Origin of the sequence: uncultured Campylobacter sp., from assembly GCF_938017775.1 — a bacterium.
Lineage (GTDB): Bacteria > Campylobacterota > Campylobacteria > Campylobacterales > Campylobacteraceae > Campylobacter_B.
This window is the reverse complement of sequence record NZ_CALIIU010000024.1, coordinates 1-6,974: the sequence shown is the minus strand read 5'-3', so window position 1 is coordinate 6,974 and position 6,974 is coordinate 1. Positions and strand designations below refer to the sequence as shown.

5 protein-coding genes are annotated in these 6,974 nt (G+C 42.3%); all 5 read left to right on the top strand.

Annotated features, from left to right (window positions below; all coding sequences use genetic code 11):
- On the top strand, positions 1–229 hold a 229-nt coding region (locus Q0537_RS04415), incomplete at its 5' end, for a hypothetical protein (RefSeq protein ID WP_299225429.1).
- On the top strand, positions 216–755 hold the full coding sequence (locus Q0537_RS04410; protein WP_299225427.1) for a hypothetical protein: 540 nt from the start codon (positions 216–218) through the stop codon (positions 753–755). The genes Q0537_RS04415 and Q0537_RS04410, both read left to right, overlap by 14 nt.
- A gap of 186 nt (positions 756–941) precedes the next feature.
- Complete coding sequence (locus Q0537_RS04405; RefSeq protein ID WP_299225425.1) at positions 942–1,727, top strand: tetratricopeptide repeat protein; 786 nt, start codon at positions 942–944, stop codon at positions 1,725–1,727.
- 113 nt (positions 1,728–1,840) lie between these two features.
- Positions 1,841–3,922 carry an RNA degradosome polyphosphate kinase gene (locus Q0537_RS04400; RefSeq protein ID WP_299225423.1) on the top strand — a complete coding sequence of 694 codons (2,082 nt, stop codon included), beginning with the start codon at positions 1,841–1,843 and terminating at the stop codon, positions 3,920–3,922.
- A 501-nt stretch (positions 3,923–4,423) separates the two neighbouring features.
- Positions 4,424–6,974, top strand: a 2,551-nt coding sequence (locus tag Q0537_RS04395) for a TonB-dependent receptor (protein ID WP_299225422.1), incomplete at its 3' end; no start/stop codon positions are given.

Sequence of the window (6,974 nt, the reverse complement as noted above, 5' to 3'; positions counted from 1 at the left end):
ATATCACTGTTTTATATTGGGTACGCTAGATATATATGCAAACGGCAATATCCAAACAGCAATCAAAAGCCTTGAAAAAGTTTGTAATAGCGATCTTAAAGATAGAGATATAGTTTGCAAAAATATCGAGGAACTGAAAGCCTGCCTAAAAGACAAAGAGTGCAACCCTATAAAAAAAGGTAAAATTATTTTTGAAGGTGTCGAAAGGAAATTGTATGGGGAAAATTAATTTTGTATTTTATTCCATGATATTTTTAGCTTCTATCGTAATGGCTGGTAAGCATACGGCTGAAGAGGAGAATCTTTATAACGAATGCGATAAAGGAAACGGTAAATATAGCTCGTGTACTAAACTAATAGAAATTTTATCTAAAAAATGTGATAGCGGTAATATGGAAAAATGCGATGATTTGGGCTATGTTATGGGTTTAGAGCTCGGTATGCGTGAAGCGGCTTTTGTGCCCTTAGAAAAATCCTGCAAGGCGGGTGTTGCAGCCTCTTGTTTTAACCTCGGAATTCATGATATAGGTTTAAGAGGCAACATTAAAAAGGCTGTAATGAACTACACTATAGCTTGCGAAAAGTATTCAGAACGCTTGGAAGAAGAAAGAATATTTAAACTAAAGTCTTGCGCGTTAAAGATAGCTTTAGAAAACTGCTTACGAGATCAGGAGGAACACGATCCCGTAAAGTGTGCGAAAAGAGCCTTTTGGGAAATAAGCGATAAATACGACTCAAATTCAACCAAGGAGTAAAAGATAGTAAATCCAAAGAAGGGCAAAGAGCGATAATGAAAGAATTTTATCCCGCAATTTTGGCGCTTTTGATCTTAATGATGCCGGTCACGGCAGAGCGCAATCAAAGTGGAGCCGCTAGCAAAAGATAAAATTTACATCGCCTGCCGATCTAAATTTAAATTTATATTATTCGTAAGGATTAAAATGAAAGCGCTATTGTTTATACTCGCGTCGGTTCTGTTTTTAAAGGCTGAGAGCGTAAACGAAATTTATTCTCTAGGAGCGCCTGCGTGCGATACTTACGATTTAAATTTAAAGAAATGCAGTAGCGGCGACGGCGAAGCATGCTATTTGGCGGCTTTAATTCTAAATAATAGATCTTGCACACGAAAAAACGATGATTTAGCATTGGAATTTTTTGAAAAATCATGCAGTTTGGGATATGCCAAGGGTTGCATTTTTATCGGGCGAGCATATTCGCTTACGTCTTTGGATGAAAAACACGCGAAAATCAAGACATATTACGAAAGAGCTTGCGAGCTAGACGCGAAATTTTGCGACGATTACGGGCTTTTATATTTTTACGGCGAGGGCGTAAAAAAGGATGAGCTTGCGGCAAAAGAGTATTTTAAAAGATCCTGTGATGCGGGAAATCCCGCAGGATGCGGGCGCTTTGCCACATCGTTAAACAGAGAGGACAAAGATATAAACGAGGTTACGAAATTTTATGAAATCGGCTGCAACGGAGAGCATTACCCTTCGTGCTACGCTTACGGATTGCTATTGTGGGCTAAAGTAGATAAAAATGAAGGCAAAAATTTTTGCAAAAAGGCTTGCGACAAGGGCAATATAAAGGAGGCGTGCAAATGGGTGCTTGATATGAGCGAGGAGGAGAAAGAGCAAATTTTATATTTAAGGCGGTATTTAAAGCTGGGCTGCAAAGACGGCAATGCGCAAATGTGCAAGGATTTAGGAAAAATAGGGAATTAGGGCAGAATTTTAAATACTAAATTGCCCCACTTGCAAGCTCATGAAATTCGGACTTTAAAATTTAATCTTAATTGGGCTATAATCTTAGAATTAATATTCAAAAAGGAGTTTTTATGCAAACACAAAATAATTTTATAAACCGCGAGCTAAGCTGGCTGCGCTTCAATACCCGCGTGCTGGAACAATGCAAAAAGGATATCCCGCTAATTGAAAAATTAAAATTTCTAGCGATTTACAGCACGAATTTAGATGAATTTTATATGATCCGCGTGGCGGGCTTGAAGCAGCTTTTTACCGCCGGCGTTATAACCAGCGGCGATGACGAGATGACGCCTCTTGAGCAGCTGCGCGCGATCCGCTCCTATCTGAGAAACGAACAAACCGAGCTTGAGCAGCAGTATTTCGGCATCCAAAAGGAGCTTTGCAAAAACGGGCTTTTTATCAAAAGTTACGACGAGTTGCAGCCCGAGCTAAAGCCTGCGGCGGACGAGTTTTTTTTCTCGCAAATAATGCCCGTCATCGTCCCGATCGCAGTAGATGCGACCCATCCTTTCCCGCATCTAAATAATCTCAGCTTCTCCCTCGCAGTCAAGCTCTGCGATGAGGGTGCGCCCGAGTCGGTGCATTTTGGGATGATTAGAATTCCGCGCGTGATCCCGCGTTTCGTGCAGGTCGCGCAAAACACCTACGTGCCGATCGGCACCATCGTAAAGCGCCATGCGGAGGAGATTTTCCCGGGCTACAAGCTCATCAGCTCCGCAGCCTTCCGCGTCACGCGAAACGCAGATATCGTAATCGAGGAGGAGGAAGCGGACGATTTTATGATGATTTTAGAAGCAGGGCTTAAACTGCGCCGCAAAGGGGCTTTCGTGCGGCTTCAGATCGAAAAGGATGCCGATGCTGAGCTTTTAGAATTTCTAAATTCTCATCTTAAAATTTTTTACAAAGATATATATGAATGCGCCGTGCCACTTACACTGGACGGGCTTTGGGAGATCGCTTCCAATAAGGATTTTTCCTTTCTAGCCCATCCTCAATATCTGCCAAAGACGCTGCCTCCATTTAACGAAAACACCTCCGTTATGAGCGCGATGGAGAAAGAGGATATCCTGCTGATCCATCCTTACGAGAGCTTCGATCCGGTGCAAAAACTCATTAAAGAAGCCGCCAAGGATCCAAAGGTCATCTCGATTCGTATGACGCTGTACCGGGTGGAGAAAAACTCCCCGATCGTCCAGAGCCTGATCGAAGCCGCAAGCGACGGCAAGCAGGTGACGGTGATGGTAGAGCTTAAGGCGAGGTTTGATGAAGAAAACAACCTGCACTGGGCGAAGGCGCTCGAGGACGCGGGCGCGCACGTGATCTACGGCATAACGGGCTTTAAAGTCCACGCCAAGGTAACTCAGATCATCAAAAAAGAGGACGGCAAGTTAAAATTTTATATCCACTTAGGCACGGGCAACTACAACGGCTCGAGCGCTAAAATTTACACCGACGTGAGCTTTTTTACCTGCGGCGACCGCTTCGATAAGGACACGACGAATTTCTTCCACATCCTCTCGGGCTACAACAAAAATCGCAAGCTGGACAACCTCTCTATGTCGCCGATGCAGATCAAAGAGCGGCTTTTAGCGATGATAAAAAATGAGGAGAAGAAAGGCTCTGCCGGCAGGATCATCGCTAAGATGAACGCTCTTGTCGACGGCGATATGATCAAGGCGCTGTATAAAGCAAGCGCTGCGGGCGTAAAGATCGATCTCATCGTGCGCGGCATCTGCTGCTTGCGCCCGGCGCTTAAGGGCGTCAGCGAAAATATCCGTGTAATCTCGATCGTCGGCAAATACCTAGAGCACGCTAGAATTTTTTATTTCGCGCACGCGCAGCCCAGCCTATACATCGCGAGCGCGGATTGGATGCCGCGAAATTTAGAGCGCAGGCTGGAGCTGATGAGCCCGATCTACAACGAAAATTTGCAAAACAAGCTCAAGGAAATTTTAAAGCTTCAGCTAAGCGACAACGAGCTTGCATTCGAGCTGCAAAGCAGTGGTGAGTACCGAAAGATCGTGCCGAAAAAGGGCGAAGAGAAAATTGACGATCAGGAATTTTTAGAAGCTTATTTTAGTAAAATTTATAAAAATATCCGCAAACACGACGAAAGCGGCACGGCGCTAACCAAGCTTTTGAAGGAGAGTTAACGTGGTTCTGTTCGGCTTGTGCCAGGACTAGCAACGCATTAAGCCCGCGCGCAAGCCGAGATCATAAAATATTAAATCAGAATTTTACACCGCAAACGCTTGAGTAAATTTACGGAAATTCTAAATTTTATAAATTTTGTGGAACATAGCTTCGTAAAAATGCCAGTTCGCATGATGCCCAAAGTACTACGTGCGTAGATAAAATTCCGCTTGCTTATGATAAAATTTTAAATTTTTTAACTTAAAATTTCAAAATTTATTTACCCCATCATCGTTTAGTATTTCATGAAAAACTTCAAAATTTAAAGTAAAAATTTGTAATTTTAAAAAATGTAAATTTAAGAGATAAAGGCGTAAGCCTAGGAATTCTTTAAATTTAATTAAATTTTATAACTATAAATGATAAATAAATTCTTTTTAATTTAAATTTAAAGAATTTTTCACTAATATACTGTCCTTTTTAATAACGCATATGAGAAATAGTATTATAAAAGGATCAAAATGAGCTTATTTAGGTTTTCTATTGCAGCGGCGGGAGCGCTTTGTTTATGCGCGGCCACTTTAGCTGCGGAAGATGATAGCGAAGGTGGCTCCCAAAATTTAGGGCAGATCAATGTTACGGGAAACGTAGAAAGCGACCCGCTTACCAAAAAAGTCGGCGAAACCAAAAAGAGCGCCAAGCAACTCGCCAAAGAGCAAGTTAGCGATAGTAGAGATATGGTTCGTCACGAAACCGGCGTTTCAGTTGTCGAAAGTGGAAGATTCGGTGCTAGTGGCTACTCGATCCGCGGAGTAGATGAAAACCGCGTAGATATAAGCATAGATGGACTTCGCCAAGCAGAAACATTAAGCTCGCAAGGTTTTAAAGATCTATTTGAAGGATATGGAAACTTTAATAACACTAGAAACGGCGTTGAGGTTGAAAACGTAAGACAAGTAGATATCACTAAAGGTGCAGATTCGGTAAAAAGAGGCTCGGGCGCGCTGGGTGGCTCGGTGGCATTTGAGACGAAAGATGCGAGAGATTATCTGACGGAGAAGGATTGGTATTACGGATTTAAGCGCGGGTATCAAAGTGCGGATAGACAAAACTGGCAAAGCCACGCAGCTGCAGTTCGGTTTAAGTGGTTTGATCTCTTGGCTATTCACACCGATAGAGAAGGACATGAACTAAAAAACTGGGGATATAAAGACTATGACCCAACCGTCATCAGAAAGGTTAGAGAAAAACCTGATCCTTATAGAATTTACAAAAAAAGCACATTGGTAAAATTTGGCTTTCAGCCTACCGATACCGATAGATTTAGCTTAGGATACGATAAGTCTAATATAAAATCAGAGGGAATAGACTGGTCGAATCAATTTGCTCTTTATAATACGCAAACTCCTTGGGGTGCTCTAACTAATGACATACGACATACCAACGATAGAAGCGAAAGAAAAAACTATTCGTTCACTTACGAAAATTTCGACGAAACGCCTTTATGGGATAGCCTGAAATTTAGCTACAACAAGCAGCATATCAAACTAAAATCGAGAACGGACGAGTATTGCGAGGGCGATAATTGCGCGGGGATTTCAAATCCGTCCGGTCTACATATAAACGAAAACGGAAAAATGGTAGATAAATACGGAGGCGAGCTGCAACATTCTACCGAGACGTATTACGAACAGCCGTGGTGGAGTCCTGTTCCCATACCTAGGACGAGAGATATAGTAGTAGATAGTAGAGGCGATAAAGTGGATGATAACGCCTACCGAGGATACACGAATGAATTAAACACGGGAGGAGTCTCCGATATTTTAGTCAATTGCGATAACTATAACTGCTCAAAGGGTATCGATCTATTTGATACAAATACGTGGAGCTATCAGCACTACGACCTTACCCCTGTACCTACCCCTAATGGCAAAGGAAACTATGCGGTAATCAATCCAAAAGATAGCTGGAACGGCGATTCTCTCTTATTGCCGAGCCAATACGGCTTTGTAGATAACAACTGGAAAGACAGGGATCTCATCACCGATACAAAACAATTAAATCTCGATCTTACCAAGGATTTTACTATCAAAAGCTCAGAGCACACCTTAAGCTACGGCGGGCTTTTTAGTAAAAGCGATAAGCGAATGGTAAACAGACAAGGATACGAGCCTACGAATAAACAGTGGTGGGCCGAAACCTTTTTCGGCGTAAGAAATACTAACCCCGACTTTCCTATGCTCGGCACTTGGTATGCGGATAAATGTAAGCTATACAACGGAAACGACTATGTAACGCTTTGTAGCCACGAAGACGATCCTTTTAGCTTTCTTATTCCGGTTGAGACTAAAACCGGAGCGCTTTATGTGGGGGATGATTTTCGCATAAACGATATCCTAGGCTTTGATCTTAATTATAGATACGACAGAGTGAAGCATAATCCAAGCTACACTCCCGGCGTGACGCCTAAAATTCCGACCGATCTGTTTATCGGTATGTTCGTTCCCTATACGCCGCTTCCCGGCAATCCGTCCAATGCCGAGATAAAGGCCCATCGAGACGCCAATGCGGAAGCCAATGCTATGTATTTGGCTTCTCAAAAAAGAAAATATTCAGCAAACTCGTATTCGATATCTACAAATATCGATCCGCTCGATTTTTTTAGAATTCAGCTTAAATATGCAAACGGATTTAGGGCGCCTACTTCGGATGAAATTTACTTCACTTTCCAGCACCGTGATTTTTCGATATATCCTAATTTGGATTTGAAAAAAGAGACCGCAAAGACTAAAGAGATTGCCTTTACGCTTCATAATTCTCCAAGCTTCGTTACATTGAATTTATTCCAAACGGATTATAGGAATTTTATAGATTTACAATACAAGGGGGAATTCCAGCTTCCTTACGGAAACGGTGGAAGTACAATGCCTACTTCTGTGTATCAAAACGTAAATCGTCCAAAAGCAAGAGTAAGAGGAATAGAGATAGACTCGAGACTGGCTTTGGATCAAATTTGGCAGCCTCTACAGGGCTTTCATATAGGATATAAGCTAAGTATTCAAAAAGGCAGAA

Bases quoted from the DNA above. Each gene is read 5' to 3' on its own strand.
- Q0537_RS04405 (WP_299225425.1), top strand. From the start codon at position 942: ATGAAAGCGCTATTGTTTATACTCGCGTCGGTTCTGTTTTTAAAGGCT.
- Q0537_RS04410 (WP_299225427.1), top strand. From the start codon at position 216: ATGGGGAAAATTAATTTTGTATTTTATTCCATGATATTTTTAGCTTCT.
- Q0537_RS04400 (WP_299225423.1), top strand. From the start codon at position 1,841: ATGCAAACACAAAATAATTTTATAAACCGCGAGCTAAGCTGGCTGCGC.